Genomic DNA, 26712 nt, shown 5'->3' with positions numbered 1-26712 from the left:
AAGGCTGTAATCGAAGGGGCGATTCGAAGTGAGTGAACCGCATATCACCGCTGAATCGTCGAACGCCGTGGCGATCGGCGCGCTGCTCGCGGCCGGGCTCTCCCTCTCCGAGGAGGAGATCGGCCGGATCACCGCGGGGCACCCCGTGCTGCGTGCGAAGGCCGACGCGCTGGCGGCCCTGGACCTGCGCGAGGACCCGCCGGCCGACCCCGTCGCCATGACGCTGACCTCCGCGCTGCCCGGAGAGGACGGGCACCCGCGATGACACCGCCCCTGCCGCTGACCATCGAGGACGCCGCCGCCGAGCTGCGCGCCGGCACGGTGACCTCGGCGGACCTGACGCGGACGGTGCTCGACCGGATCGCGCGGCTCGACGGCGGGCTGGGCGCCTACGTCACCGTGTGCGGGACGGAGGCGCTCGCGGCGGCGGAGGAGGCCGACGCGGACTTCGCGCGCGGCCGCGACCGGTCGCCGCTCCAGGGGATCCCCCTGGTGGTCAAGGACGTCATCGCCACCCGCGACGCCCCGACCCGGGCCAACAGCGAGGTCCTCGACCCCGGCTGGGGCGGCGGCGCGGACGCTCCGGCCGTGGCGCGGCTGCGCGCGGCGGGAAGCGTCCTGCTCGGCAAGGCCACGACGAACGAGTTCGCCTGCGGCCTTCCCGCCGAGCCCGCGCACGGCGGCACGGCGCGTTTCCCGTTCCCCCGCAACCCCTGGAACCCCGGCCACACGCCGATGGGGTCGAGCTCGGGGACGGCCATCGCGGTCAGCGCGGGGCTGGCGCTGGGCGGGCTCGGCACCGACACGGGCGGGTCGGTGCGCGGCCCGGCCGGCGCGAACGGCCACACCGGGCTGAAGGTCACCTTCGGCCGGGTGCCCAAGAGCGGCGTCGTCCCGTGCGCGTTCAGCCTCGACACCGTCGGGCCGATGGCCCGCAGCGCCTACGACTGCGCGCTGATCCTCGACGCCGTCGCCGGCCACGACCCCGGCGACCCGTACTCCTCGCCGGTTCCGGCCGGCCGCTACGCCGAGCACACGCGCGGGGGCGGGGCCGACGGCATCCGGATCGGCGTGCCGACACGGTACTTCCTGGACTCGCCGCTGCTCGACGGCGAGGTCCGCGGCGGCGTGCTGCGCGCCGCCGGCGAGCTGGCGCGGGCCGGCGCGACGCTCACCGACGTCGTCGTGGCCCACGCGCAGGAGGCGAACGACGCGAACAACATCACGTTCCTCTCCGAGGCGTTCGCCTACCACCGGAAGAACCTGGTGGGCAGGTGGGACGAGTACGGGCGGTCGACCCGCGAGCTGCTCGCGCGCGCCGCGTTCTTCACCGGCGCCGACTACGTCCAGGCCCAGCGGGTCCGGGCGCTGTTCCGGCGGGTCCTGGCGAAGGTCTTCGCGGAGGTCGACGTCCTCCTCACACCGGTGGCGCTCACCGCCGCCGCGCCGATCGCGTCGGCCGACATGGCCGCCGCGCTGACGCGGCCGGGATTCCACGGACTGTGGAACGCCGCCGGGCTCCCCGCGGCCGCCGTGCCCTGCGGCTTCACCGCGACCGGACTGCCCCTGTCGTTCCAGGTGGTGGGCCGGCCGTTCGGTGAGAGCACGGTACTGCGCGTCGCCGACGCCTACCAGCGGAGCACCGACTGGCACCTCAGGGTGCCGCCGGCCGCCCGCGAGGGGGTCGCGCACCAGAGTCCGGCACACCAGAGGGTCGCGCACCGGGAGATCGCACGGTCATCGCACACGGCACGAGAAGGAGCAGGATGACATGTCTTCCCAGAGAATGCACGCCCGCGGCGGGCGCGAGAGGCCCGGCCGGCTGACGGTCCTCGTGGCGGGGGCGCTCGCGGCGGCCGTCGCGGCCACGGCCGCCGGCTGCGGTTCGGGCTCCGACTCCGGCGGCGGCTCCGGCCGCACCCTGGTCATCGCGGGCTGGGGCGGGTCGTTCACGGCCGCGAACAAGGAGTTCTTCTACGACCAGTTCGAAAAGGACACCGGGATCAAGGTGACCATCGCCACGCCCGGCGGCGGCTTCGCGGCCAAGGTCGCCGCGCAGCGCGCCGGGAACAACGTCGAGTGGGACCTGCTGGAGGCGCCGGGCGGGGACACCTCGAAGCTCGTCCTGGACGGCAACCTCGAGAAGTTCCCCCCGTCGCTGGTCACCGACATCTCGCCCGTGGTCGCCGACGGCGCGATCCGGCCCAGCCCCTCGGAGCCGTACTACCTCGACCACGGCGGCACGGTGAACCTCATCGGCTGCAACACCAAGCTGGTGAAGAAGTGCCCCACGAACCCGCGTGAGTTCTTCGACGTGAAGTCCTTCCCCGGGACGAGGGGCATCACCGCGAACAACCCCATCTTCACCAGCCTGTTCGCCTTGGAGGGCGACGGGGTCGCGCCCCAGCAGTTCTTCCCCGTCGACGTCCCCCGGGCGATGAACGCCCTCAAGAGGATCAAGCCGAACGTCCCGGTGTGGTCGACGAGCCCGGCGCAGATGCAGCAGGCCGTGGTGGACGGCGAGGTCGCGATCATGCAGGCGCCGAACACCGTGCTGGTGTCGGCGATGAAGCAGGTCCCGGAACTGAAGCTCTTCTGGAACGGCGGCCTGCTCTTCGACGAGGGCTGGTGCGTCACCAAGGGCGCCAAGAACAAGGACGCCGCCTTCGAGTTCATCAAGTGGTACGCCAACCACCGGGAGAACCAGGCGAAGTTCACCGAGAAGATCTACAGCGGCACCGGCGGGCGCGACATGGAGAAGTACCTGTCGCCCGAGGTCGTGAAGAACCTGCCGATCAACAAGACCGGCGTCACCCTCGTCGACGGCAAGGCCGGGGCCAAGCAGCAGCAGGAGCTCGGGAAGGCGCTCCGCGAGATCCTCGTCGGCTGACGGCGGGCGTGCCGGCGGCGAACGGGATCCGCCACCGGCACGCCGCGCCGGCCGGGCCGCCCCTCAGGGCGCGCCCCGCGCCGCGCGACGCCCGGCGACGAACCGTCCACCGACGAGCCCGGATGGGAGATGACCAGGAGATGAGCACATGCTGCGGATGAGCCGCCGAACACGCACCAGGGGATGGCAGTCCACGTTCTCCGGCCTGACCGGGCTGGGGCTGATCGCACCGTTCCTCGTCGCCGCCGGCGTGTTCATCCTCTACCCGTTCGTCGAGCTGCTGCGGACGGCCTTCGGCGAACCCGACGGATTCGGGAACTTCAGCGACTTCTTCCACAGCCCGGCGGCGCGGCGCACGCTGTGGACGACCTGCGTCACCTCGCTGATCGTCACGGTGATCGTCGTGGTGGTCGGCGCCGTGCTGGCCTGGTCGCTGCGCACGACCAGGAGCCGGGCGACCCGCATGGTCATCGCGCTGGCGGTGTTCATGCCGCTGTGGATGGGAGCGGTGATGAAGATCTACGTCTTCACCGTGCTCCTGGAACGCTTCGGCGTGGTCAACCGGACCCTGACGTCGCTCGGCGTCATCGACGAGCCGATGCAGCTGCTGCGCACCCGGTTCGCGGTGGTGGCCGGCATGACCTACCAGATGCTGCCCTACGCGGTGCTGCCGCTGTACGCGGTCTACGTCACCATCGACCTGAACCTCGTCCAGGCCGCCGAGAGCATGGGCGCCTCGCGGGTGCGGGCGCTGCGGGACGTGGTGGCGCCGCTGGCGCTGCCCGGGCTGCTGGCCTCGACGGTGATCGTCTACGTGATCTGCATCGGCTACTACCTGACACCCGTCCTGCTCGGCGGGGCCACGGCGCCGTTCACCGCGAGCCTCATCGCCGACGACATCTTCAACCTGTTCGAACCCCAGCAGGCCGCGGTGGCCTCGGTGCTGCTGCTGATCGTCGCCGCCCTGGTCATCCTCGGCGGGCTGCGCCTGGTGGGCAAGGAGCGGATGCGGAGGGCACTCGGATGACGACCGGCATCCTGCGGCCGGCGGCCGCAGCCGACACCGCCCCGCGGACCGTGCCCGACACGGCGGGGCGCCGGGCCCTCGCCCGCGGCGTGAAGGTGGCCGACCTCGTCGTGCGCGCGGCCGCGGTGCTGTTCCTCGGCGTCCCGATCCTGTGCGTCGTCGTGCTGTCCTTCTCCAACGCCGAGGTGCTCCAGTTCCCGCCCGAGGAATGGGGGCTGCGGCAGTACCGGTCGTTCTTCGGCTCGGGCACCTGGATCGACGCGATGGTGCTGTCGTTCAAGCTGGCGACCGTCTCGGCGGCGATCTCGCTGCTGATCGGCATCCCGGCGGTGTTCGCGCTGCACCGGTCGCGGCTGCCGCTGAAGGGGCTGCTGCAGGCCATCGGCCTGAGCCCGCTGGTCATCCCGGGCGTCGCCTACGCCGTGGCGCTGTACACGCTGTTCGTGCAGTTCCGGCTCACGAGCAACCTCGGGGCGCTCGTGCTGACCTACGCGGTGCACGGGCTGCCGTTCGTGCTGCTGATCCTCGGCTCGGCGATGGCCCGGCTGCCCGCGGAGACCGAGCTGGTCGCGATGACCCTCGGCGCGTCACGGCCGCGGGCCATGGTCGGGATCACCCTGCGGCAGCTGCTGCCGGCCATCGGGGCGGCCTACATCTTCGCGTTCATCACCGGCTTCGACGAGGCGGTGCTCATCAACTTCCTCGGCGGGCCGGGGACCGTGACGCTCCCGAAGGCCATCTTCGACAACGTCAAGACCGGACTGGATCCCAACATCACCGCGATCGCGACCCTGCTCATGGCGGGCACCGGAGTCGTCGGCTCGCTCGCATTCATGCTGCGGAGGAAGGTATGAACGTCAGGGCACGGAAGGAGCCGCGGCAGGAGGCCGGGACCGGACCCGGACCCGCCGCGACACCCGCGCCGGCCGGGCTGGAACTGCGCGGCCTGATCAAGCGCTTCGGCGGCACCGAGGCGCTGCGCGGCATCGACCTGGTCGCCGACCGCGGCAGCTTCGTCACGGTCCTCGGGCCGAGCGGCTCGGGGAAGACAACGATCCTGCGGGTCGTCGCCGGGTTCCTCGCCCCCGACCGCGGCGAGGTCCTCATCGACGGCCGGGACGTCACCCGTGTGCCGCCGGCGTCGCGCGAGATCGGGATGGTGTTCCAGAACTACGCGCTGTTCCCGCATATGACCGCCGCGGACAACATCGCCTACGGGCTGAAGATGCGCCGCCGGCCGAAGCAGGACCGCGAACGGCGGGTCGCCGAGATGCTGGAGCTCGTCGGGATGGGCGCGCTGGGCGGCCGGCTGCCGCGGGAGCTGTCGGGCGGGCAGCAGCAGCGGGTGGCCGTCGCCCGCGCGCTGGCCTTCCGGCCGCAGCTGCTGCTGATGGACGAGCCGCTCGGCGCGCTGGACCGCGAGCTGCGCATGCGCATGGCCGTGGAACTGCGCCGGCTGCACCAGGAGGCGGCGGCGACGACCGTCTACGTCACCCACGACCGGGAGGAGGCGCTGACCCTCTCGGACTGGATCGTCATCATGCACGACGGGCGCATCGACGCGACGGGCACCGCCGAGGAGCTCTACACCCGCCCGCGCAACGGGTTCGTCGCGAGCTTCTTCGGCGGGCACAACGTCGCCGAGGCCACCCTCGCCGGCGTCACCGGCGGCCGGGCGCGCGTCGGGTTCGCGGGCCGTGACATCGAGGTCGCGTGCGGGCAGCCGCTGGAGTCCGCCGAGCGGGTCGGCCTCAGCATCCCCGAGGAGGCGCTCAGCCTGGCGCCGGCCGGGTCGGCGCCGGCCCGCCTCGACCTGCACGTGCTCGACGACCTGTACCTGGGCAACGCCGTGCGCGTCACCGTCCGCACCGCCGAGGGCGTGCCGCTGCGCGCCACCCTCCCCCGCGACGCCCGGGAGTCGATCCGGCACGGCGGCACGCTGACGGCCTACCTCGACACGACCCAGGTGGTGGCGGTGCCCCATGAGCGGTAGCGGCCGGACCTACCGCCAGCCCGCGCTGGCGGACCTGCTCGACCCGAAGAGCATCGTGATCGTCGGGCTGTCGGCGCGGCCGGGCTCGACCGGCGGCCGGATCCTCGGCAACCTCCGGCGGTCGGGCTTCGGCGGCGCGGTCTACGGCGTCCATCCGAGCGGCCGGGACGTCGGCGCCGTCCCGGTGTACCGGTCGCTGGCCGAGGTGCCCGACACCCCGACGGTGGCGCTCGTCTGCACACCCGGCGACAGCGTGGCGGGGCTGGTCGAGCAGGCCGGTGAGAAGGGCTGCCGGGGTGTCGTCGTCTACGCCTCGGGGTTCGAGGAGACCGCCGGCGGCGCGGAGCGTGCCGCCCGGCTGCGGGAGCTGGCGGGCCGCTACGGCATGAGCCTGGTCGGCCCGAACTGCATGGGGGTGTTCAACCCCGGCCGCGGCCTGTGGCTGACCGGGGCCGGCTACGGCGCGGACCTGCGCCCCGGGCCGGTCGCCGTGGTGTCCCAGTCGGGCTCGGGATGCATCCTGCTGGCCGGTTCCGGGCGGCTCGGGTTCTCCTACGTCGTCTCCAGCGGCAACGAGACCGTGACCGGCCTGGCCGACTACCTCGACTACCTCGTCCAGGATCCGTCCACCCGGGCGGTCGGCCTGGTGGTGGAGGGGCTCAGCGACGCCGAGGGCGTCATGGCCGCGGTCCGGAAGGGACACGACCACGGCGTCGCGGTGGTGGCCCTGAAGGTGGGCCGGACGGAGCTGGGCGCGCGCAACGTCGCCTCCCACACCGGCGCGATCGCCGGGGACGCGCGGGCCTACGAGGCGTTCTGCCGGCGGGCCGGGATCGTCGCGGCCGCCGACTTCGACGAGCTGACCGAGGCGCTGGTGGCGCTGTCCACCCTGCGCACCCGCCCCGCCGGGGACCGGGTCGCGTTCGTCGGGCTGTCCGGTGGCGAGACGGGTCTGGTCGCGGACGTCGCCGCCGATTTCGGGGCCCTGCCTGGCGACGCGGGAGACCGTCCCGCCGACGACGAGGGCGGCAGGGGCGGCGGGGGCGGCGGGCCGCTGCGGCTCGCGCGGCTGTCGCCGGGGACCCGCGATGAGCTCGCGCGGATCCTGCCGGACTTCGCGACGATCGCCAACCCGCTCGACGGGACCGGGCAGCTGGTGGGCGATCCCGAGCGGTTCGGGCGGCTCGCGGCGGCCGTGGCCGCCGACGAGGGGGTCGACCTCCTCACCGTCATCCTGGACGCGCCGCCGTCACTGGGCGAGCGGCTGGCCGGCTCCTACACCCGCCTGCTGGAGACCCTTCCGGGCGTCCGGCGGAGCACGGGCACGCCGGTCATGGTGCTGTCGAACTACGGCGGCGGGCTGCACCCGTTCGCCGCCGTGGCGCTGGCCGGATCGGACATCCCCGTCGTCCACGGCACCCGCGCCGGCATGGCGGCGGTGGCCGCGGTGACCACCGTGGCGGCGCACGCCCGCGCCGCGCCGGACGGCGCACCGTCCGCGGCGGTGGCCGACACGGCGGCAGGCGCGGCGGCCGACGACGGGCGGCGGGCGGCGTCCCTGGCGGCGGTGCGGCAGGCGCTCGACGCCTCCCCCGCCGGGCAGGTGCCGCACGACGTGCTCGCCGACCTGGCCGGGCGGTACGGGCTGCGGCTGCCGCGGCGGGTCATCGCCGAGTCGGCCGGCGGCGCGGCCGCGGCGGCCGGCTCGGTCGGGTACCCGGTCGTGCTCAAGACCGCGTCGCCGAAGGTGGTGCACAAGAGCGACCTCGGCGGCGTCGCGGTCGGGCTGTCCACGCCGTCGCAGGTGCGCGGGGCCTACGAGGCCGTCACCGCGTCGGTGGCGCGGCACCTCGGCGAGCCGGCGCCGCGGGTCATGGTGGAGGAGATGGTCACCGGCGGCGTCGAGGCGTTCGTCGGGTGCGGGCTCGACCCGGTGTTCGGGCAGGTGCTGGCGCTCGGCGCCGGCGGGACGCTCGTCGAGCTGCAACCGGACCCGGCGCTGGCGCTGCCGCCGGTGTCGTCCCGCGAGGTGCGGCGGATGGTGGACGGCACGCCGCTGGCGCGCCTGTTCGCCGGCTACCGCGGTGCCCCGCCGGCCGACGCCGACGCGTTCGCCGGCCTCGTCCTTCGCGTCGCGCGGATGGCCGCCGACCTACGCGAGGCCGAGGTGGAGATCGACCTGAACCCGGTCGCCGTGCTGCCGGAGGGACAGGGCGTGCGGGTGCTCGACCTGCGGATCGTCGCCGCGTCCGGGCGGACGGCGCCATGAGCGGCCCGGCACCCGCACCCCGCGCCGGCCGGGCGGACGGCGACGGCCACCGGACCGTCGTCCGAGAGCAATCCGGCGGCACCAGGGCGTCCCTGGGCGGAAGCACCGCCCCGGCCCTGTGCCCGCCGCAGACACGTGAGGAACACACCCCCGTGGACTACGCAACGATCCTGTACGAGGTGGACGACGCCGTCGCCACCATCACCCTCAACCGGCCCGAGGTCATGAACGCCCTGTCGTTCGACCTGGAACGGGAACTGCACGACGCCCTGCGCCGCGCCGGCGCCGACCCGGACGTCCGCGCGATCGTTCTGACCGGGGCGGGCCGGGCGTTCTGCTCCGGCTACGACATGTCCGCGGCCACAGGCCAGAACCAGTCCGGCCCCGCGTCCCGCTACCCGTCGGACGTCATCGCCGACTGGTACGAGCGCAACTACGAGGAGCTCGACCACCTCAGGGAGATCTGGAGCCTGTCCAAGCCGGTGATCGCCGCGGTCAACGGCTGGTGCATGGGCGGCGGGTTCTGGTACAGCCTGGCCTGCGACATCACCATCGCCTCCACAGACGCGGTCTTCGCCCAGCCCGAGGTGCGGATGACCTCCAGCTCCATCTTCCTGTTCGCGGCGCTGTGCGGGTGGAAGAGCGCCAACCGCTACGCCCTGACCGGCGACCACTTCGACGCCGCCGAGGCGCTGCGCATCGGCGTGGTCAACGAGGTCGTCGAGCCCGGCGAGCTGCTGGCGGCGGCGCGGCGGCTGGGCCGGCGCATCGCGCTGGTGCCCGAGGCGTCGGTGCGGCTGAACAAGGCGATCACCATGCTGGGCCTGCGCGCGGCCGGCCTCGACAGCGGCCTGCTGCTCAACGGCGCGCTCAACGCGCTGGCCCACTCCTCCTACGGGCCGCAGCGCGAACGGCTCAACGAGGCGAAGGCCGAGGGCGGCCTGCGGGCGTTCCTCGGCGCCCGCGACGACCCGTTCCGTCCCGAGCCGTTCGGGCCGAGGTCCGCGAAGCCGGGCGAATAGGTGGCAACCCACGTGAGCGGAGGAGAGTCGATGACGGGAACGGCGGGAGCACGGACGGTCAGGGCGCCCCACGGCGGCGACCTGACCTGCCGGGGCTGGGCGCAGGAGGCGGCCCTGCGCATGCTCATGAACAACCTGGACCCCGACGTCGCCGAGCGCCCCGGCGACCTGGTCGTCTACGGCGGCAACGGCCGCGCCGCGCGGTCCTGGCGGGACTTCGACGCGATCGTCGACACGCTCCGCCGGCTGGGCGGCGACGAGACGATGCTGGTGCAGTCGGGCCGCCCGGTGGCCGTGTTCCGCACGCACGAGTGGGCGCCGCGGGTGCTCATCTCCAACGCGATGATCGTGCCGGAGTGGGCGACGCTGGAGGAGTTCCGCCGTCTTGAGGACGCCGGGCTGACGATGTTCGGGCAGATGACCGCGGGCTCGTGGGCCTACATCGGATCGCAGGGCATCCTCCAGAGCACGTTCGAGACGTTCGCGGCCGTGGCGTCCCGGCGCTTCGGGGGGACGCTCGCCGGGACGCTGACCGTCACCGCGGGCCTCGGCGGCATGGGCGGCGCGCAGCCGCTGGCGATCACCATGAACGGCGGTGTCGCCGTCTGCCTGGAGGTCGACCAGGCGAAGATCGCCCGGCGGATGCGGCTGGGCTACCTCGACGTCCAGGCCGACGATCTCGATCACGCCCTGGCCCTGGCGCGGACGGCCCGTGACGAGCGCCGGGCCCTCTCGATCGGGTTGCGCGCCAACGCCGCCGAGGCGCTCCCCCAGATCGTCGCCCGCGACGTCGCCGTCGACATCGCCACCGACCAGACCTCGGCGCACGACCCCCTGCTGTACGCCGTGCCCGGCCTGACGCCGGAGGAGGCCGGCCACATGCGCGCGCACGACCCCAAGACCTACGTGATGCGCGCCCGCGCGAGCATGGCCGACCACGTGGAGGCGCTCTGCGCGCTTCTGGACCGCGGCGCCGAGGTGTTCGAGTACGGCAACGGGATCCGCGTGGAGGCCGACCTCGGCGGGTTCAAGCGGGCCTTCGACTACCCGGGGTTCATCGTGGCCTACATCCGCCCGCTGTTCTGCGAGGCCAAGGGGCACTGCCGCTGGATCGCGCTGTCGGGCGACCCCGCCGACATCGCCGTGATCGACGCCGCGATGCTGGAGGAGTTCGCCGGCGACCCGTCGGTGACGCGGTGGCTGCGGCTGGCCGGGCGCCACGTCCGCGTGCAGGGCCTGCCCGCGCGCACCTGCATGCTCGGCTACGGCGAGCGCGCCCGCGCGGGCAGGGTCATCAACGACCTCGTCCGCGACGGGAAGGTGCGCGCGCCGGTCGCGATCGGGCGCGAGCACCTCGACGCGGGCTCGGTCGCCTCGCCCTACCGGGAGACCGAGGCGATGGCCGACGGCAGCGACGCCATCGCCGACTGGCCGGTGCTCAACGCGCTGCTCAACGCCTCCAGCGGGGCGACGTGGGTGGGCGTCCAGCACGGCGGCGGCACGGGCGTCGGCCGTTCGGTCCACACCGGGATGGTGGTGGTCGCCGACGGGACGGCGCTGGCCGCGCGGCGCGTGGACCGGGTGATGACCAACGACCCCGGCAGCGGCGTCGCCCGCCACGCCGACGCCGGGTACCGGCGCGCCGTCGAGTTCGCCGCCGAGCAGGGCATCTGGATGCCGAGCCTGGACACCACCGTGATCCGGGACGGCCAGGGCACGGGAGAGGTGACCCCATGAGCGCCGCGCCCCTGAGCGGCATCCGCGTCCTGGAGTTCGGCCACTACATCGCCGGGCCGTTCTGCAGCCAGATCCTCGCCGACCAGGGCGCCGACGTGATCAAGGTGGAGCCGCCGGAGGGCGACGCCAGCCGGGGCACCGAGCCCCTGTCGTATAACGACGTCTACTTCCACGCGCTGAACCGCAGCAAGCGCAGCGTCATGCTCGACCTGAAGTCCGACGGCGGGCAGGAGTCGCTGCTCACCCTGCTGCGCTCGGCCGACGTGGTGGTCACCAACTACGCCGTCGGCATCCCCGAGCGCCTCGGCTTCGGCTACGACCGCGCCCGGGAGATCAACCCGCGGCTGGTCTACGTGCACGCGAGCGGCTTCGGCAACGACAGCCCGTACGCGCGGCGGCCCGCCTTCGACGGCATCATCCAGGCGATGTCGGGCCTGGTGCACCTGACCGGCGAGCCCGACGGGACGCCGATGCAGGCCGGCCTGTTCGTACCCGACCACGTCACCGGCCTGTACGCCGCGCTCGCGGTGATGTTCGGGTTGAGCAGGCGGCAGGCCACCGGCGAGGGCTCGTTCACCGATCTGAGCATGCTCGACAGCATGATGTCGCTGCTCGGGCCGTGCCTGGCCGAGGCGCTGCAGCTCGGCGTGAGCCCGACCCGGGTCGGCAGCAAGGTGCGGCGGTCCTACGCCGGCACCTACACCGCGTCCGACGGCTACGTGTACCTCGCGCCGATGACCCTGCGGATGTGGACGGCGCTGGCGGGGGTGGTGGAGGCGCCGCGGCTGCTGGCGTACTTCACCGGCGCGGGCGCCGACACCCGCCTCGACCACCGCGACGACCTGGACGGCGTCATCGAGGAGTGGACCCGCGCGCACCCGGTGGCGGAGGTCGTCGCGAGGATGGGCGAGGTCGGCGTGCCGTGCAGCCCGATCTTCAGCGTGGACACGCTGGTGTCCGACCCGCATGTCCGGCACCGCGGGATGGTGCGGTCGATCCCCCTGGAGAGCGGGTCCGGCGAGGTGGTCGTGCCGGGTTCGCCGCTTCCGGTGGTCGAGTCGGCGTTCACCACGGGGCCGCCCTCGGTCGGCCAGCACACCGAGGAGATCCTCGGCACCGGCCCCGACGACGCCGGCCGCCCCTTGGAACCACTGTCCCGCCCCTCCCGAACGGAGTAACCGTTGCTCGCCGCCTACGCGACCGCACCCGACCCGGACGACCCGCTCTCGGCGCTGGAGGTGGGAGAGCGCCCCGATCCCGTGCCCGCCGACGGGTGGACCACGGTGGCGGTGCGCGCCGCCGGCCTCAACCACCACGACCTGTGGACGCTGCGCGGCGTCGGCATCGCCCCCGGCCGCTTCCCGATGATCCTCGGCTGTGACGCGGCCGGGGTGGACACGGCGACGGGCGAGGACGTCGTCGTGCACGCGGTCGTCGCCGGCCCCGGCTGGACGGGGGACGAGACGCTCGACCCGGCCCGCACGCTGCTGAGCGAGAAGCACCAGGGCACGCTCGCGCAGTACGTGAGCGTGCCCGCGCGCAACGTGGTGGCCAAGCCGCCCGAACTGTCCTTCGAGGACGCCGCCTGCCTGCCGACGGCGTGGCTGACCGCCTACCGCATGCTCTTCGCGAAGGCCGGGGCGCGACCGGGCCAGACCGTGCTCGTCCAGGGCGCGTCCGGCGGCGTGGCCGGCGCCGCGATCGCGCTGGGGCGCGCGGCGGGCCTGCGGGTGTGGGCCACCGCGCGCACCGAGGCCAAGCGCGCCGCGGCGCTGCGGCTCGGTGCGCATGAGGCGTTCGAGCCCGGCGCGCGGCTGCCCGGGCGCGTCGACGCGGTCATGGAGACCGTGGGCGAGGCGACGTGGGCGCACTCGATGAGGGCGCTGCGTCCCGGCGGGCGGCTGGTGGTCTCCGGCGCCACCACGGGTGCGGCGCCTCCGGCCGAGCTGAACCGGCTGTTCTTCCTGCAGCTGGAGGTGGTGGGCTCCACCATGGGCAGCAGGCAGGAGCTGGAGGACCTGATGTCCCTGCTGGTCCACACCGGCCTGCGTCCCACGATCGACCGCACGCTCCCCCTGGCCGAGGCCGCCAAGGGGCTGGCGGCGCTGCACGCCGGGGAGATGATCGGCAAGATCGTCCTCACGGCCTGAGAGGCGCGTGGTCCCCGGAACGCCCGGCCGGGAAGATCCGGCCGGGCGGTCCGGGGGATGTCAGACGCCGGCGATGGTGCGGATCCAGGCGCGGCTGGGGGCCACGCTCCCGTACGTCTGCTCCGACTTGCCGTCGGCGGTGGACGCGACGGCGACCTGCTTGTCGTTGTACCGCTGCGGGCCGCCCGAGTCACCGCTCCAGGCGGCACCGTTGATCTTGGTGCTGCAGATCGCCGGGCCGTAGCGGTGGTCGTAGCAGGTGGTGGACGTCACTTTCACGTCGGCGCACTTGAGCTGGTCCGAGAACGGGCCGTTGTAGCTGGTCTTGCCCCACCCGCAGATCTGGTTGGTCGCGTCGACGGGCGGATCGGCGTCGGCGAGCTGCGAGTAGGTGGTCTCGTGGGGGCTGGCGAGATGCACCAGGGCCAGGTCGCCCTTCGGCGCCACCTGGTAGTCGCTGACGTTGATCGTGGTGGCGCGCGACCGGTAGACGCTGCCGACGTTCACCGTCAGGCCGCTGCCGACGCAGTGCGCCGCCGTGAGGACCCACGTCGGCGCGATGATGGTGCCGGAGCAGGTGAACGCCCCGCCCTTGTTGATCGATACGGCCCACGGGGCGTCGGTGACGAGATAGCCGCCGATGATGGGGGCCCGGAGGTCGGCGGACGGGGGGCGGGGCGGTTCCGCCGTGGACGGCAGGGCCGTCCCGAACAGCAGTGCCAGGGTGGCACCTGCCAGGGTCATGGCGCGACGGGGGGGCATGCACAGCTCCTTTGCCGGTATGCACAAAGCCTCGTCAAAATAGACCGGCGACCGGCTTCCGGAGTCCTTCCAGCACGCACCAGTTTTTCAGACTTGATTCTCTTCCCTTAGAAGACCGCTCTTCAAGATCATGTTTCTTTGATCGAAGCACCCCTCGGGAAACAATTCCTCAGCCCTTTTTCGAGTTTCGCCGCTATCGCATAGTCGATCTCGGCATCGCGATAGAAGACGCGGGAGGGGCGCTTCAGCCCATCAAGACGATTTTCCCGCGGGCATGGCGGCTCTCGCTCAGCTCATGCGCGGACGCGGCCTCGGCGAGGGGGAACACCGCCGCGACCGGGATCCGGAGCCGTCCCCGGCCGGCGAGGTCGGCCGCGATGGCGAGGCCGTGGGCCGCCAGCGGATCGGCGTCGGTCACGAGGGCCTCGCCCGTCTCACCGGCCGGGGCCCCGTGCGACAGGTGCACGCCGTGGGCGGCCGCGGTGAAGTCGGGAGCGATCGTCACCACGCGCGCCGGGTCGCCCGCGATGGCGACGAGGTCGGGCAGCGCTCCCCCGGCGCAGTCGAACACCGCGTCCACCCCGGCGGGTGCCAGCGCGCGGACCCGTCCGGCGAGCCCCGTCCCGTACGTCGTCGGCCGCGCTCCGAGCGAGCGGAGGAGGTCATGGTTGTGCTCGCTCGCCGTGCCGATGACGGTGGCACCGCGGGCGGCCGCGAGCTGGACGGCGATCGTGCCCACCCCTCCGGCCGCCCCCTGGATCAGCACGGTGTGCCCGGCGCCGACCCCGAGCCGGTCGAGGACCCGGGTGGCGGTCTCGGCGCCGCCCGCCTCCTCCCAGCTCCACGCGGCCGGTTTCGGCGCCCAGATGGACAGGACCGCGTGATCGGCGTTCGCGCCGCGCACGGTCATGCCGGTCATGCCGAACACCTCGTCGCCGATCCCGGTGCGGGTGACGCCGTCGCCGACCTCGTCCACCACGCCCGCCGCGTCGAAGCCCGTGCGGTACGGGAGCGTCGTGGTCACCACGTCGCGGAACGCCCCGGAGCGGATGTAGGTCTCCCCCGGCGAGACCCCCGACGCCCGGACGGCGACGCGGATCTCCCCCGGTCCGGCATGCGGCTCCTCGACCTCCGCGACGTGCAGGACGCGGGCCGGTCCGTACTCGGAAAACTGAACGGCTCTCATACCCCCGGACCGTAACGGAACACCCCGTCCGCTTGGCTAAAGTGAGAGCGGTGACGGCCCAAGTCGCTCGGAAGCTGCGCTCGGACGCCCGGGACAACCGGGACCGCATCCTCGACGTGGCCCGCGAGGCCTTCGCCGCCGAGGGGCTCGACGTGCCGATCCGGGAGATCGCCCGGCGCGCCCAGGTCGGCGCGGCCACGGTCTACCGGCGCTTCCCGACCAAGGAGGCGCTGCTCGCGGCCGCCTTCGCCGAGCAGATGGCCCTGTGCATCACGATCGTCGACGAGGGCCTCGCCACGGCCGATCCGTGGCGGGGGTTCCGCCTGGTCGTCGAGAGGCTGATGGAGGCGCACGCCCTCGACCGGGGCTTCGCGCGCGCCCTCCTCTCGCAGTATCCCCGGGTGTTCGACCTCGCCGAGCACCGCGACCGCACGCTGCGGGGGCTGGTCGAGCTCATGCGGCGCGCGAAGGAGGCCGGCGGGCTGCGGAAGGACGTCGTGCTGGAGGACGTCGTGCTGGCGCTGATGGCGAACGAGGGCATCCGCGCCGAGTCGCGCGGGACGCGGGTCGCGGCCTCCCGCCGTTTCGCGGCGCTGATGATCCAGTCGTTCCACGCGGAGCCGGTCCCCGCGCCGCTGCCGCCCGCCGTCCGGCTGCCCCTTCCGGGGAACGGATGACGCGCGCGGGCGCCGGGCCTCAGGGCTTGCGGCCGACGCCTCCGGCGCAGGCGACCTCGGGAACCGCCTCCTCCGGGCCGGGATCGGGCCGCCACCGGGTGACCGGGACGACACCGGGTTCCACCAGGTCGGTGCCGGCGAAGAAGGCGGCGATCCGCTCCTGGCCGCGCGGGGTATAGGGGACGACGCCGGGACGGGCGTTGTGGGCACTGATGGCCGCGGTGTACGCGGGGTCGGTGTCGGTGCCGTCGTAGAGGGCGAGGTGACTGCCCGGCGGCAGCGCCTCCAGGAGCCGCGCCACGACCGCGCGCGCCTGGTCGTCGTCGCCGATCAGCCCGAGGATCCCCATGAGCATCAGCGCGACGGGACGGTCGAGGTCGAGCGTACGGCCGGCCCGGGCCAGGATGGCCCCGGGGTCGCGCACGTCCGCTTCGAGGAAGTCGGTGGCGCCCTCCGGGGTGCTGGTCAGCAGCGCCCTGGCATGCGCTCCGACCATCGGGTCGTTGTCGACGTAGACGACCCGCGACCCCGGCGCCAGCCGCTGCGCGACCTCGTGGGTGTTGTCCATGGTGGGGAGCCCGGTGCCGATGTCCAGGAACTGCCGCATACCCGCTATGCCCGTCAGGTACCGCACCACCCTGGTGAGCATCCGCCGGGACTGGCGGGCCATGTCGACCATGCCGGGAAAGGCCGTGAGGACCTGCTCTCCGGCCGCCCGGTCGACGGGGTAGTTGTCGGTTCCACCCAGGAAGAAGTTCCAGATCCGTGCGGAGTGCGGCACCGTCGTGTCGATCTGGTGCTGTGGGTCCATGGTCGGCGGCTCCCCCGCGTCCTCGTGACTGCCTACGCGTCTGGTACCCACTCCGGTTCCTTCGTCCCCGATCTCCGGCCGGGCGCCTGAACCGGTCAACCTGCGGCAACACCAAGTGCAAACAATCGGTCACTTTGCGTGATGGAACTCCTCCGCGCAGCCAGACTCCTGAGCGTCCGTACCTCGACCGGAAGGGGTCTCGTGAGGAAGACCGCACTGCTGGCATCCGTGATCGCGCTGTGGACGGCGCCTGCCGTCCCCCTGGCGACGGCCGTGGCCGCCGAACCCGCGCCGCCCGCCGCGGGCGGCCCGGTCCTGAAGGCCGGTGATGATTACCCCTACCGCAACGGCGACTGGGACAAGCCGGACCGCTGGAACTTCTTCCAGCGGGAATGCACGTCGTTCGCCGCGTGGCGGCTGAACCAGCGCGGCGTCCGCTTCAACAACAACTACAAGGGGGTGCGCTGGAGCAACGCCAGCAACTGGGACGACGCCGCACGACGCGCGCGGATCAGGGTCGACAAGAACCCCACGGTGGGCTCGATCGCCCAGTGGAACAGCGGCAGGTTCGGCCACGTCGCCTATGTCGCCCGCTCCAGCGGCGGCACGGTGCTGGTGGAGGAGTACAACCGGCGCGGGACGCACCGGTATGGGCAGCGGGAGATCAGGGTCCGGGAGGTGGAGAACTTCATTCACATCGCCCGCTGAGACCGCGCGCGGCCCCGGGTTCCGCGTCGCCGGAGCCCGGGGCCGCGCCGTCCGGCCGGACCGAGGAGCCTCCGAGCACGCCTTTCATGAGAGCCGGGACGGATTTTCTGCTCCGGCCGATGAGTTTTCGCGTCGCCCCGGGTCTCTTCCGGCATGACCTCCACACATGAACCCGCAGACGAGCCGCGCGGCGGCCTGAAGGCCCGCGCGCGCCGCCAGGCCGCGGACGGCGGACGCCCCCGGTCCCGCACGACGCCCGCCGTGGTCCGGTTGCTGGTGCTCGCCACGTTCGTGGTCATCCTCAACGAGACGATCATGATCAACGCGATCCCGCGGCTGATGTCGGACCTGGACGTCACCGAGCAGGCGGCGCAGTGGCTCTCGACCGCGTTCATGCTGACGATGGCGGCGGTGATCCCGGTGACCGGCTGGTTCCTCCAGCGCGTCAGCACGCGCGGGGCCTACGCCACCTCCATGGTCGTCTTCCTCACCGGGACGGCGCTGGCCGCCGCCGCGCCGGTCTTCGAGGTGCTGCTGCTCGCGCGGATCGTCCAGGCGGCCGGGACCGCGGTGATGATGCCGTTGCTGATGACGACGCTGATGACGGTCGTCCCGGAGGAGGACCGGGGCAGGGTGATGGGCAACGTGACCATGGCGATCTCGGTCGCGCCGGCGATGGGCCCGGCGGTGTCGGGCCTGATCCTGCAGCTCGGCTCGTGGCGGCTGCTGTTCGCGGCGGTGCTGCCGATCGCGGCCCTGATCACCTGGCGGGGGCTGGCGCGGCTGGAGAACGTCGGGGAGCCGCACGCCGGCACCATCGACTGGTTCAGCGTCGTGGCCGCGGCCGCCGGGTTCGGTTCCCTGGTGTACGGGCTGAGCCGGTTCGGCGGGGACGGGACGGCGGCGCCCACGGCGATCGTCTTCACGGGCCTGGCCGCGATCGGGGTGTTCGTGCTCCGCCAGCTCCGGCTGCAGCGCCGCGGCACCCCCCTGCTGGACCTGCGCATCCTCCGGCACACCACCTACGCCCTCTCCCTGCTGCTGATGTCGCTCGGGTTCATCGCGATGCTCGGCTCGATGATGCTGCTGCCGATCTACCTGCAGAACCTGCGGGGCCTCAGCCCGCTGCAGACCGGGCTGCTGGTGATGCCCGGCGGCCTGGCGATGGGGCTGCTCGGCCCGACCGTCGGACGCCTCTTCGACCGCTTCGGCGGGCGGAGGCTGGTCATCCCCGGGTCCGTCGGCATCGCCCTGGCCCTGCTCGGCTTCACCCAGGTCTCGGCGACGATGCCCTACTGGCAGATCCTCGGCCTGCACGCGCTGCTCATGGTCGCGCTGGCCACGACGTTCACGCCGGTGTTCACGCTCGGCCTCGGGGCCCTGCCCGCGCCCCTGTACTCCCACGGCAGCTCGATGCTGGGCACCCTCCAGCAGGTCGCCGCGGCGCTCGGGACGGCCCTGGTGGTGACCGTGATGACCGGCCGGGCCGAGGCCCGGATCGCCGACGGTGTCACCGAGACCCTCGCCCAGCTCGACGGGATGCGGCTGGCGTTCGCCGTCGCCACCCTGCTGTCCGCCGTCATGGTCGGGATCGCCTTCCTCCTGCCGAAGCGGGCGGGGTCGGCAGGCGGCAGCGGCCCGGCCCCCTCATCGCCCGGCGCCGGCGAGGACGAGGCGACCGGGCTGAACCTCGAACCGGCTCGCTGACCCCCGCGGACCGGCGGGACGATGCCGCAGACGAGGCCGCGGCGCCCGGGCGTGAACAGCCCGGGCGCCGCGGCGGACGTCATCGGTAGAGGGCGTTCCAGAAGGCGTAGTGGTGCTCGTCCGCGAAGTCCACGTGCCGGATGCCGCCCTTGCCGGGTGCCAGCACCTGAGCGGGGTTCCCGCCTTCACGCCACGTCGGCGAGCCCGGGCCGTTGGGGTCCCCGGTGCGGGCGAACCGCGTCCAATAGTCCGTCATCTGGTCGGCGAGGCGCCGCTGAACGGCGCTCAGCCGGCTCCGGTCGAAGTAGTCGGTGTCGAACTGGTACTGCAACTCGGCGGCGTGGAAGGCGCCGGTCGGGAAACCGGGCGTCTCCACACCTTTCACCCACGGAGCCCCGGCGTCGGCGAACTCGTAGGCGTAGACGGGGACCCGTCCCCTGATGGACCGGGTGACGTCGGTGACGGAACGGGCGAACGTCGCGTCGGTGACGAGGGCGGACCACGCCTCGCTCGGGGAGCGGTAGTCCCGGAGCGGGTACCGGGCCAGCACCTTGGGCGCCTTGCCCGCCCCGACGTAGGTGCGCACACGCGCGGCGTACTCCGCCTCGTCCTTCATCGGCGGGACGCCCATCAGCTGCTGCGCGGCCTCGAACGTGCGGTGCTCGTCGCGGGTCATGCCGTGCATGACCGGCACCTTCGAGAACGCGCCCCGGGCCAGGGCCTCCTTGGGCGAGCGCGGGAGCACGCCCCCGCCCCCGTAGACCGGCGCGAACCCGTACTCCGACTCCTTGAGCAGCGTCGAGGTCGGCAGCGCGCGCAGGCACGCCGCGGCCGTCGCGGGATCGGCGCAGCCGAGCCTGGCGGCCACCGTCAGGCCCTGGCGCTCGGCGAGGCGCCTCGGCCGCGGCAGCCAGCTTCCGGCCGGGTCGGGCGTGCCGTCGAAGTCGGGCCAGTTCGCGACCGTGCACGGCCCGCTCTGGACGATCGCCCGCTGGAACAGGCCCCGGGCGCCCGGGGCGGTGAGCTGCGAGCACGTGCTGACCCCGCCCGCCGACTCCCCGAAGACCGTGACGTTGCCGGGGTCGCCGCCGAACGCGCGGGCGTTGGCCCGCACCCAGCGCAGCGCCGCCTGCTGGTCCTCCAGGCCGAAGTTCCCCGAGCGGTTCCGCGCCGGGCCGCCGTCCAGGGACGGGTGGTCGAGGAACCCGAAGAGCCCCAGCCTGTAGTTCACCGTCACGACGACGACGTCCCCGCGGACCGCCATGTCCCTCGGCCTGTACAGGGCACCGGAGCCGTTCCGGAATCCGCTGCCGTGGATCCAGACCATCACCGGCCGCCGCGTGCCGTTCGCGGGACGCCGGGGCGTGGTCACGTTCAGGAAGAGACAGTCCTCGCCGTCGCTGGCCTTCTCCCCGAAGAAGCCCGCGTTCTGGGCGCAGGCGCTGCCCGGCTTCGTCGCGTCCCGGGGCTCCTTCCAGGGCTTCGCCGGCTGGGGCGAACCCCACCGGACGGGCGGCGCGGCGTACGGGATGCCGAGGAACTCCCGGTGGTCCGCGCCTGCGTTGCCCCGCACCGGGCCGTCGCCGGTGACCACCAGCGCGCCGTCTTCGGCGGCCGCCGGGACGGCCGGCGTGGCGGCGCCCGCGATCCCGATCGCCGCGACGCCTGCCAGCGCGGCGAAGGTGACTCCCGGCGTGCGCCGCTTCCGAGCTGCGTTCATGACATCTCCCGTTCGGTGGGGTGGCTCCCTCCAACCGTGGCGGGGACGCCGCGCGGGCACACGGGTCCTTCCTCTAGGACGGCGGTGGGTCTAGACCCACCGTCCGGAGGCCCTCACCGGCGCCGCGCGTCGAGCTCGCTCTGCCACAGCAGGTCGGTCAGCCGCTCGATCCCCGCGAGCAGATGGCGGCGGTAGGTCGTCATCGGCAGGCCGAGCAGCCCCGCCGCGAGCTGCTGGGTGCCGGCCGGGCGCAGGTAGGTGTGGTGCAGGGCGCGGAAGGCCCGCCGGTCGCGGGGCGACGCCTCCAGCAGGCCGGCGCGCTCGTGGATCGTGTCGCGGAGCGCGGCGGCGCGGTCGGTCCCGCCGCCGGGAGGGTCCGCCAGGCTCGTCCGCAGCAGGGGGGAGTCCCGCAGCCCGTCGGCGCGGCCGAGGTCGCGCAGCGCGGCCCGCACCGCCTCGGCGAACGCCGTCCGGTCCAGGGGCGGCTCGCCCGCCGCCGGGGGCCTGGCCTCCCGGTCGGCCATCAGCGACAGCCACGCGAGCGGCGGCACCCGGCGCCAGTCGTGGCCGTACACGCCGTAGCGGCGGCCGCCGATCTCGGCGTCGGCGGACGGGATCCGGTGGTAGTCGAGGTGGCCGCACCCGTCCGCCCAGAAGTCCGGGTCGCGGAAGGTGAGGAACGTCCCGGCGAGGAAGGGCGTGGACAGGTACGACCTGGACAGCTGCAACGTGATGAAGGTCTGGACGCGGGAGATGTCCTGGAAGGCGTCCCGGTCCATCCAGAAGCGGACGAGCCTGGCGGTCTCCGGCCCGCTCAGCCCGCCGTCCCGCTCCAGGTGCGCGGCCACCGCTGCGGCCACGGGGTCGGCGCGCCGGTCGCGGTCGTCCATGTCCTCGACCGCGAGCTGGAACGAGAAGCCCGCCGGTTCGCCCGCCTCGTCGCGGACCACCAGGATGCCCCCGGGCTGGCGGGCGGCCCAGTGGTCGAACAGGGCGGCGGCCTCGGCGCCCTCGTGCGCCGCCACCCATGACCGCAGTAACGGGCGGTCGCCGTCCGCCGCCGCCGTCGCCTGCAGGGTGTCGGCGTCGGTGCCGCCCGGTCCGAGGTTCCCCAGGAACGGTTTCAGGACGGACCTGTCACGGTGCAGGTAGGCGAAGTCCAGGAGCAGGTTCCGCTGCGCGGCGGGTTCGGCGCGCTGGAACTGCGCGCGGTAGTAGGCGGCGGCCCGGCGCTGCGCGGCGGCGTGGCCGTCGGGGTTCCGCCAGCGCGCCTCGGCGGCGAGGACCTCGCGGACGAGGTCGTGCGGGTACAGCCCGCGCGTCCCGTGCTCGATGATCGACAGGTCGCGGAGCCAGTCGAACAGCGGCGCGGTGCCGGGACGGTCGAGCATGGCCGCCAGCAGCGGTTCGGTGAGCCCGAGGACCTGGGCGCACGCTTCGAGGGCCGCGCGGTGGCCGGGGGACGGGACGGTGTCCACGAGGGTCCGCAGCAGCGCCGCGATGACGTCGGGGGCGGCCGGGGCGACGGCGGAGCCGCGCTGCGCGCGGGCGTCCGCCACCAGGGCCAGCGCCAGCGGATGGCCGCGGGTGAAGGCGAGCGCGGCGTCGCCGTCGGCGTCGGGGAAGCCGCGCGCGGCCAGCATCCGGCGCCCGTCCGCCGGGTCGAGGTTGCCCAGCGGCATGGTCTCCAGCAGCTCCCGCCATCCGGGGTCCGCGCGCCACCCGAGCGAGGGCCGGTCCCGGCCGGACAGGACGGCCAGCGCGTCCGCGGGCAGGCGGGGCATCAGCTCCTCGCGGAGCCAGCGGTCCAGCGGCGCGAGGGCCTCCAGCGTGTCGATGAGGAGCAGCAGGCCCGGGACCTCCCCGATCGCGGCCGGCGGGTCGCCCCCGGGTTCGCCGAGCTGCGCGCCGAGGGCGGCGGTCACCGCTGACGTCACCGGGGCCAGCTCCCGTCCGTCCAGCCGGACGAGGCGGCGCCCCTGCCGCTCCCCCAGCCATCCGAACTGGTGCAGCAGCGCCGTCTTGCCGACGCCACCGGGCCCGTGGACGAACACCACGCGCGGGGCGTCCCGGTCGGCGAGGAGCTCCCGGAACCTCGCGAGCTCGCCGTGCCGGCCGACGAAGCCGCGGCGGCGGGCGGTGGCGAGACGGTCGGCGAGTCGCTGGGCCATATCCGGTGCCCCCTCGGCCACGACGGCTCCCGGTGGTTCCACCAGGACATCGCCCATCCTCCCGGCATCCCGCCTTACCTGGCAGAGACCTCAGCCTCACCGGCGTGCGGGCCCGCCGCCCCCGCGGCGGGCCCGCACGGCGCGCTCAGGCCGTGTCGATGCTGAGGAGGTTCAGGTACACGCTCGTCGTGCCGTTGTTCTTCGCGCACGCGGTGTAGTCGCCGGGGCCCTGCCAGTTGTACCAGCCGGCCTGGGTCTGCGCCCCCCAGGCGGTCACCGGCCCGGGCGAGCCCGTCCCCGTCACCACGCTGCCGCCCTGGCCGATGAGCTTGAACTTCAGTCCCGGCTGCCTGGCGCTGCCCGTGGCCGTCACCGAGGTCTCGGCGTGCGCCGCCGTGCACGCCTCGCCGCCCGGGTTCAGCACGATGTTGGACAGCGAGCCGCCGCTCGCGTGCGCCGCTCCCGGCAGGGCCAGGACGCCGAGTGCGGAGGCGCCGGCCAGCGCCAGCCCGGTGGCGACGCGGCGCCCCCGTCCCGGCCGCCCGTCCCGGTCATCGGTCGTGGTCATCGTTCAGTCCTCTCTACGGTCCGGTCCGGGCCGAGCCCGCGGACCGCCGGTCGTCGGCCGTCCGTCCCGCTGACGTCCGGCCCGTCGTGCGATGGCAGGAAGGTACGGACGGGCGGCGCCCGTCCTGCAGACCGTTCCGCCGCCGCTTTCCGTCCGATCCGCATCCACCGGCCGGGGGCGCCCTTCCGGTCGCTAGGGGTGGGTGATTAGGGGTCGTCCCCAGCTTCAAGATCACGTACGGTGATCTTGAAGTTAGGGACGGAACTCCCCGCAGGAGCGGTCCTCCACGAGGGCCCCCGTCCGGTTCTGCGCCCGCTCCTCGACCTCCTGTCATCGCGCAGAAGGGAAAACAGGTGAGGCGTCTGAGAACGGCCCTGATCAGCGGAGCCACGCTCGTGGCACTCCTCGTTCCCGTCCACGCGGCCGCGGCCGCCCCGGACGGTGCCACCCCGGGAGGGGCCGCCCGGCCACCGGTCCCCGTCCCCCCGGGTCCCGCCTTCGAACTCGGCCACAGCAGGATCAAGGCCCCGGCGCGCAAAGCCGGGTCCGCGGACCACACGATCACCCTCCGCGGCATCGACATCGACGGCACGAGGGTCGCCCCCCTGGCCGTCCTCATCGACCTGGCCACGGGCGCCGAGATCGGGCTGACCGAGAGCGGGGACACGCTCACCGGCAGCGCGCCGCCCGGGGACTACAGCCTGACCGGCATCGTGCTCACGGGCGCCCGGGACGCCCCCCGGGACCTGGCCCTCTACGGCGATCCCACGTTGTCCGTGCACGGCGACGTCGACCTGACCCTGGACGCCCGGACGGCGGCGGAGCTCAAGGCGGTCGGCCCGTCCGCGGCCGCCACCGAGATCCACAGTCACGCCCAGCTCGTGCAGACGATCGCCGGCCAGCAGATCACGGCGACGATCAGCGGCAGGCCCGAGGTCGGCCTGCGCGCGTGGCCGTCCGCCGCGACCACCCGCCCGTACCACTTCCTGTACGTGGAGAGCCAGTCGGAGCCGCCGGCCACACGGCCCTCGCCACGCGTCTACAAACTGGCGTTCCCGACGACGGGCCGCATCCCGGCCGCGCTGACCTTCACCGCCGCACCGGCCGGCCTCGCACTGGTGAACACCACCTACGCGTCTCAGGGAGTGGCCTCCACCGGGGCGGGCCCCCACGTCGTGATCGCCGACTTCGACGGCGTCACCGGCGAGTCCCTGGGGCTCACGCACCTCGCCTCCGCGCCCGGCACCCAGCGGGTCTACTACACCGCGAACGGCGTGAAGTGGAGGGGGGACTTCTTCTACACCGTCGGCCCGATCCAGGTGGCCGAGCGGCAGTCCGCGTTGCGCTCGTTCACCGCGGGCGCCACCTACTCCGAAGTCTGGAACAAGGCCGCGTTCGGCCCCACGATGAAGGTCGGGCACGGTCAGGGGCTGCTCCTCGCCCGTCCGCTGCTCGGCGACACCGGCCAGGTGGGACGCGAGAATCTCGCCGGCAACTACAGCACCGGCACGACGGGGAAGCTCACCCTCTTCCGCGACGGGCAGAAGGTCGGTGAGAGCGACAACCCCCTCGCCGGAGACTGGACGGTCCCCGCGGAGGACGCCGCGTTCCGGCTCGACCTGACCATGAGGCGCAAGGTGGCCTGGTCGAACTACGTCACCGGCATCGACGCCCGCTGGGGCTTCCGCTCCGCCGAGCGGCCCGGCGACCCGTTCGAGGACCAGCGGCGCCTGCTCCAGCCGCGGATCACCGGCGGCTTCGACAGCGCGGGCCGCGCGCCGTCGGGGACCACGTTCCCGCTCGACGTCGGCGTGGAGCGGGAGGTGGACGGAAGCGCGGTGACGTCGGCGTCGCTGGAGGCGTCCTTCGACGACGGCGTCACCTGGAGCACCGTGCCGCTCACCTCCGGCGGCACCGACCGGTGGACCGCGAGGGTCGCCCACCCCGCAGCCCACAACGGCTACGTGGCCCTGCGCTTCAAGGCGGCCGACGGTTCCGGGAACTCCGTGGAACAGACGGTGACCCGCGCCTACGGCCTGCGCTGACGCCCGCGGCGGCGGTCCCGGGTGCCCGGCCGGGCGCGTCCTCCGCGCCCGCATCGCTCACCCGGCCGCGCCGGGGCGGCCCGGTCCGGAATCCCGGCCGCCCCGGCGCGGGGTCATTCCGCCTCGACGACGGCCGCGACCGGCCCGCCGCCCGACGGGCCCTGGTGCACCGCGGCGACCGACACGAAGACCGCGGGATCGCCGGTGACCGCGGCGGTGACCCCGCCGACGGTGGCCTTGATCTGCCGGTGCCAGTGCACGTCGGAGTCGTCCAGCATGACGGTGCGGCGCCCGCGCACCCGCCCGGTGGGGTCGGCCTCGCACTTGAGGAAGACGTTCACCAGGCGGCCGTCCAGGTCGTCGGGGTGCGGCCGCTCGGGCAGGTCCAGACCCGCCGAGCGGATCGCCTCCCAGATCCCGTCGGCGTCCAGGGCGTCCTTCATGACGCTGTGGCCGATGCGGTAGCGCCCGCCGACACCGCGCGCGTTGCCCACCACGACGATCTGCGCCCGGTCGAGCTCGACGCCGGACGAGCACGAGGCGACCGAGGAGTACAGGGACAGGTCCTGGTGGATCTGCCCCGCGTCCGGCATGGAGATCTCGCCGAGCGCGACCGCGATGCCGAGCGCGGTCGTGGAGTTGGAGACGTCCATCGACTTCAGGGTGTCCTCGGTCCACACGTCGAAGCCGCGCGCCTTGGCGTCGTTGACGGTCTCCAGGACCAGCAGCGGCGTCTTGGTCTGCACGTAGTGCACGTCCGCGGGGTCGGTGATGCCCGCGGCCTTCATCGCCGCGCGCACCCCCTCGGCGACCTTCTCGACCATCGCCGGGCGGCCGATGTCCTCCGGCCGGATGGGCTCGCTCATCGCGACGCCCACGACCACCCGCGGCTCGTCGGTGGGCTGGTAACGGCCCACCGGCGCGTAGGCGAACACGGTCGCGTGCGGCGAGATGACGCCGTCGGTCCCGCCGGACCAGACGAGCGGCACCTCCTTCACCGCCGCCTCCGAGCGGGTGCCCTTCGCCGTGAGCACCTCGCGGAAGGCCCGGTCGGCGAGGATGCGGGTGTAGTCGTTGACGCCCCCGTTGCCCTCGGTCTTGCCGATCACGGCGAGGACGTCGTCGGCGGCGAACACGCCGTCGTCGATGAGCCGGGCCAGCCCGGACGCGTCGGTCACGCTCTCGATGGCCACCTTGTGGACCTCAATCGGCCTCGGCACCTGTTCCACCTCGTTCTCTCGTTGTTCCTTGGTCATGGTCTTGCCGGAT

22 protein-coding genes are annotated in these 26712 nt (G+C 73.6%); 15 read left to right on the top strand and 7 right to left on the bottom strand.

The features are described 5' to 3' along the window. Positions 1–28: 28 nt before the first annotated feature. From AGRA3207_RS35975 to AGRA3207_RS35925, 11 genes are all read left to right on the top strand, one after another. On the top strand, positions 29–265 hold the full coding sequence (locus AGRA3207_RS35975; protein WP_231331765.1) for a hypothetical protein: 237 nt from the start codon (positions 29–31) through the stop codon (positions 263–265). Then, on the top strand, positions 262–1770 hold the full coding sequence (locus AGRA3207_RS35970) for an amidase (RefSeq protein WP_231331764.1): 1509 nt from the start codon (positions 262–264) through the stop codon (positions 1768–1770). Before AGRA3207_RS35975 ends, AGRA3207_RS35970 begins: the two co-directional genes overlap by 4 nt. Position 1771: 1 nt before the next feature. Then, positions 1772–2890: an extracellular solute-binding protein gene (locus AGRA3207_RS35965; RefSeq protein WP_231331763.1), complete on the top strand. Its 1119-nt coding sequence runs from the start codon at positions 1772–1774 to the stop codon at positions 2888–2890. A gap of 157 nt (positions 2891–3047) precedes the next feature. Then, positions 3048–3917, top strand: a complete 870-nt coding sequence (locus AGRA3207_RS35960) for an ABC transporter permease (protein WP_231331762.1) — start codon at positions 3048–3050, stop codon at positions 3915–3917. Continuing rightward, positions 3914–4771, top strand: a complete 858-nt coding sequence (locus tag AGRA3207_RS35955) for an ABC transporter permease (RefSeq protein WP_231331761.1) — start codon at positions 3914–3916, stop codon at positions 4769–4771. Before AGRA3207_RS35960 ends, AGRA3207_RS35955 begins: the two co-directional genes overlap by 4 nt. Further along, on the top strand, positions 4768–5910 hold the full coding sequence (locus tag AGRA3207_RS35950) for an ABC transporter ATP-binding protein (RefSeq protein ID WP_231331759.1): 1143 nt from the start codon (positions 4768–4770) through the stop codon (positions 5908–5910). Before AGRA3207_RS35955 ends, AGRA3207_RS35950 begins: the two co-directional genes overlap by 4 nt. Continuing rightward, positions 5900–8179: an acetate--CoA ligase family protein gene (locus tag AGRA3207_RS35945; protein WP_231331757.1), complete on the top strand. Its 2280-nt coding sequence runs from the start codon at positions 5900–5902 to the stop codon at positions 8177–8179. The genes AGRA3207_RS35950 and AGRA3207_RS35945 overlap by 11 nt, the downstream gene beginning before the upstream one ends. Positions 8180–8331: 152 nt before the next feature. Further along, positions 8332–9201 carry an enoyl-CoA hydratase/isomerase family protein gene (locus tag AGRA3207_RS35940; RefSeq protein WP_231331755.1) on the top strand — a complete coding sequence of 290 codons (870 nt, stop codon included), beginning with the start codon at positions 8332–8334 and terminating at the stop codon, positions 9199–9201. Positions 9202–9231: 30 nt separating this feature from the next. Continuing rightward, entirely contained in the window at positions 9232–10938 is a 1707-nt protein-coding gene (gene hutU / locus AGRA3207_RS35935) for a urocanate hydratase (protein ID WP_231331753.1), read from the top strand. After that, on the top strand, positions 10935–12116 hold the full coding sequence (locus tag AGRA3207_RS35930; RefSeq protein ID WP_231331751.1) for a CaiB/BaiF CoA transferase family protein: 1182 nt from the start codon (positions 10935–10937) through the stop codon (positions 12114–12116). Before hutU ends, AGRA3207_RS35930 begins: the two co-directional genes overlap by 4 nt. Positions 12117–12119: 3 nt before the next feature. Then, a complete protein-coding gene (locus tag AGRA3207_RS35925) occupies positions 12120–13088 on the top strand; it encodes a zinc-binding dehydrogenase (protein WP_231331749.1) in 969 nt (322 codons plus the stop codon). 60 nt (positions 13089–13148) lie between these two features. Here AGRA3207_RS35925 and AGRA3207_RS35920 read toward each other — a convergent pair whose 3' ends face one another. Both AGRA3207_RS35920 and AGRA3207_RS35915 read right to left on the bottom strand, forming a co-directional pair. Then, positions 13149–13850 carry a S1 family peptidase gene (locus AGRA3207_RS35920; RefSeq protein ID WP_231331747.1) on the bottom strand — a complete coding sequence of 234 codons (702 nt, stop codon included), beginning with the start codon at positions 13848–13850 and terminating at the stop codon, positions 13149–13151. Positions 13851–14094: 244 nt separating this feature from the next. Beyond that, the gene (locus AGRA3207_RS35915) at positions 14095–15036 is read right to left on the bottom strand and encodes an NADP-dependent oxidoreductase (RefSeq protein WP_231331746.1); all 942 of its coding nucleotides are present in this window, start codon (positions 15034–15036) and stop codon (positions 14095–14097) included. Positions 15037–15086: 50 nt separating this feature from the next. On the opposite strand from AGRA3207_RS35915, the gene AGRA3207_RS35910 reads away from it, so the two are divergent. Next, positions 15087–15713, top strand: a complete 627-nt coding sequence (locus AGRA3207_RS35910) for a TetR/AcrR family transcriptional regulator (RefSeq protein ID WP_231331745.1) — start codon at positions 15087–15089, stop codon at positions 15711–15713. Between the two features lie 19 nt (positions 15714–15732). On the opposite strand, the gene AGRA3207_RS35905 is transcribed toward AGRA3207_RS35910, so the two are convergent. Further along, positions 15733–16524 carry an SAM-dependent methyltransferase gene (locus AGRA3207_RS35905; RefSeq protein WP_231331744.1) on the bottom strand — a complete coding sequence of 264 codons (792 nt, stop codon included), beginning with the start codon at positions 16522–16524 and terminating at the stop codon, positions 15733–15735. A gap of 201 nt (positions 16525–16725) precedes the next feature. On the opposite strand from AGRA3207_RS35905, the gene AGRA3207_RS35900 reads away from it, so the two are divergent. Continuing rightward, positions 16726–17232 (top strand): CHAP domain-containing protein, encoded by a 507-nt coding sequence (locus AGRA3207_RS35900; RefSeq protein ID WP_231331743.1) that lies wholly within the window; start codon positions 16726–16728, stop codon positions 17230–17232. A 153-nt stretch (positions 17233–17385) separates the two neighbouring features. Further along, on the top strand, positions 17386–18939 hold the full coding sequence (locus tag AGRA3207_RS35895; RefSeq protein ID WP_231331742.1) for an MDR family MFS transporter: 1554 nt from the start codon (positions 17386–17388) through the stop codon (positions 18937–18939). 79 nt (positions 18940–19018) lie between these two features. On the opposite strand, the gene AGRA3207_RS35890 is transcribed toward AGRA3207_RS35895, so the two are convergent. The 3 genes from AGRA3207_RS35890 to AGRA3207_RS35880 form a co-directional block, all read right to left on the bottom strand. Beyond that, positions 19019–20659: a carboxylesterase/lipase family protein gene (locus AGRA3207_RS35890; protein ID WP_231331740.1), complete on the bottom strand. Its 1641-nt coding sequence runs from the start codon at positions 20657–20659 to the stop codon at positions 19019–19021. 113 nt (positions 20660–20772) lie between these two features. Further along, positions 20773–22830, bottom strand: a complete 2058-nt coding sequence (locus AGRA3207_RS35885) for an ATP-binding protein (protein ID WP_231331738.1) — start codon at positions 22828–22830, stop codon at positions 20773–20775. Positions 22831–22975: 145 nt separating this feature from the next. Then, positions 22976–23398 (bottom strand): hypothetical protein, encoded by a 423-nt coding sequence (locus AGRA3207_RS35880; protein ID WP_231331735.1) that lies wholly within the window; start codon positions 23396–23398, stop codon positions 22976–22978. Positions 23399–23751: 353 nt separating this feature from the next. Between AGRA3207_RS35880 and AGRA3207_RS35875 the strand changes: the two genes are divergently transcribed. After that, positions 23752–25443: a hypothetical protein gene (locus AGRA3207_RS35875; RefSeq protein WP_231331733.1), complete on the top strand. Its 1692-nt coding sequence runs from the start codon at positions 23752–23754 to the stop codon at positions 25441–25443. 113 nt (positions 25444–25556) lie between these two features. Here AGRA3207_RS35875 and bar read toward each other — a convergent pair whose 3' ends face one another. Further along, on the bottom strand, positions 25557–26663 hold the full coding sequence (bar, locus tag AGRA3207_RS35870) for a barbiturase (protein ID WP_231331731.1): 1107 nt from the start codon (positions 26661–26663) through the stop codon (positions 25557–25559). Positions 26664–26712: the final 49 nt, after the last annotated feature.

The sequence above is a fragment of the Actinomadura graeca genome (assembly GCF_019175365.1).
In the GTDB taxonomy this organism is placed as follows: domain Bacteria; phylum Actinomycetota; class Actinomycetes; order Streptosporangiales; family Streptosporangiaceae; genus Spirillospora; species Spirillospora graeca.
This window is presented reverse-complemented; position numbering and strand designations above follow the sequence as displayed.

Excerpts from the sequence above, each read along its gene's own strand:
- AGRA3207_RS35970 (WP_231331764.1), top strand. The coding sequence starts at position 262 with ATGACACCGCCCCTGCCGCTGACCATCGAGGACGCCGCCGCCGAGCTG.
- AGRA3207_RS35965 (WP_231331763.1), top strand. The coding sequence starts at position 1,772 with ATGTCTTCCCAGAGAATGCACGCCCGCGGCGGGCGCGAGAGGCCCGGC.
- AGRA3207_RS35960 (WP_231331762.1), top strand. The coding sequence starts at position 3,048 with ATGAGCCGCCGAACACGCACCAGGGGATGGCAGTCCACGTTCTCCGGC.
- AGRA3207_RS35955 (WP_231331761.1), top strand. The coding sequence starts at position 3,914 with ATGACGACCGGCATCCTGCGGCCGGCGGCCGCAGCCGACACCGCCCCG.
- AGRA3207_RS35950 (WP_231331759.1), top strand. The coding sequence starts at position 4,768 with ATGAACGTCAGGGCACGGAAGGAGCCGCGGCAGGAGGCCGGGACCGGA.
- AGRA3207_RS35945 (WP_231331757.1), top strand. The coding sequence starts at position 5,900 with ATGAGCGGTAGCGGCCGGACCTACCGCCAGCCCGCGCTGGCGGACCTG.
- hutU (WP_231331753.1), top strand. The coding sequence starts at position 9,232 with ATGACGGGAACGGCGGGAGCACGGACGGTCAGGGCGCCCCACGGCGGC.
- AGRA3207_RS35930 (WP_231331751.1), top strand. The coding sequence starts at position 10,935 with ATGAGCGCCGCGCCCCTGAGCGGCATCCGCGTCCTGGAGTTCGGCCAC.
- AGRA3207_RS35920 (WP_231331747.1), bottom strand. The coding sequence starts at position 13,850 with ATGCCCCCCCGTCGCGCCATGACCCTGGCAGGTGCCACCCTGGCACTG.
- AGRA3207_RS35915 (WP_231331746.1), bottom strand. The coding sequence starts at position 15,036 with ATGAGAGCCGTTCAGTTTTCCGAGTACGGACCGGCCCGCGTCCTGCAC.
- AGRA3207_RS35905 (WP_231331744.1), bottom strand. The coding sequence starts at position 16,524 with ATGGACCCACAGCACCAGATCGACACGACGGTGCCGCACTCCGCACGG.
- AGRA3207_RS35895 (WP_231331742.1), top strand. The coding sequence starts at position 17,386 with ATGACCTCCACACATGAACCCGCAGACGAGCCGCGCGGCGGCCTGAAG.
- AGRA3207_RS35890 (WP_231331740.1), bottom strand. The coding sequence starts at position 20,659 with ATGAACGCAGCTCGGAAGCGGCGCACGCCGGGAGTCACCTTCGCCGCG.
- AGRA3207_RS35885 (WP_231331738.1), bottom strand. The coding sequence starts at position 22,830 with ATGGCCCAGCGACTCGCCGACCGTCTCGCCACCGCCCGCCGCCGCGGC.
- AGRA3207_RS35880 (WP_231331735.1), bottom strand. The coding sequence starts at position 23,398 with ATGACCACGACCGATGACCGGGACGGGCGGCCGGGACGGGGGCGCCGC.